The sequence below is a fragment of the Campylobacter sp. BCW_4323 genome, assembly GCF_001763115.1.
GTDB classification, from domain to species: Bacteria; Campylobacterota; Campylobacteria; order Campylobacterales; family Campylobacteraceae; genus Campylobacter_D; species Campylobacter_D jejuni.
On sequence record NZ_MJYC01000055.1, the window covers coordinates 1 to 976 of the forward strand.

Sequence of the window (976 nt, forward strand, 5' to 3'; positions counted from 1 at the left end):
CCACTTGATATATTGTCTATTCCTTTGCTTTCTAGTTTTTCTTTGAGTTTAGAATAAATAGGAATTTGCAAATTTACTCCTAATATAGATAAATTGTTTTATTATAACCAATCTACTTAATACTTTTAATTAATTTAAACTCTTTGTTTTTAAGATATTCTTGTCTTAATGTTTCATCTGCTTTATCAAGCTCATCAGGACTTTTGTCTTTGGTAAGTCCTAAGAAAGCGTGGGTGGAGGTCGATTTGCTTAGAAATTTGAGAAAATTTTGCTTCAAATAGCAAAGAAAAATCAACATGCTTTAACATTTCATCTTCTAATAACTCATCTACATAAATTGTTACATAATATTTTATTATTTCTTTCATTTCGAAATAGTTCCTTCTAAAAGTCCATAAGGTATTATTCCTATAAATATTGCAATTTCAAAACAAAAATACATCATTAAAAATAAAAATTTAAATTTTAAATGCAATTTAACAAAAAAAAACCATATTATCATTAATAAAATATTTATTATTGCAAGATTTAAATAAAAATCATTAAAAATTATATTAAAGATATACATAAAACAATAGCAAAAAAGATGAATAAAAAAGAAGTTTTTATAAAAACTTAAAAAAATAAACCAAAATATAGCAATATAAAATAGCAAGATAGGAAAGAAAAAAACAATATAAAGCTCAAATTCCAAATTCTTGAGTTTATATATAACAACAAATACAGCACATATTAAAGCAATATAGCCACTCCCTAAACACCAAGCAATTTGTCCACTTGATATATTGTCTATTCCTTTGCTTTCTAGTTTTTCTTTGAGTTTAGAATAAATAGGAATTTGCAAATTTACTCCTAATATAGATAAATTGTTTTATTATAACCAATCTACTTAATACTTTTAATTAATTTAAACTCTTTGTTTTTAAGATATTCTTGTCTTAATGTTTCATCTGCTTTATCAAGCTCATCAGGACTT

The 976-nt window shown here is 23.2% G+C and carries 1 protein-coding gene; it reads right to left on the minus strand.

Annotated elements, in window-relative coordinates; genetic code table 11:
* Nucleotides 1–112: 112 nt before the first annotated feature.
* Nucleotides 113–277: a hypothetical protein gene (locus tag AJN60_RS09740; RefSeq protein WP_161565400.1), complete on the minus strand. Its 165-nt coding sequence runs from the start codon at nt 275–277 to the stop codon at nt 113–115.
* Nucleotides 278–976: the final 699 nt, after the last annotated feature.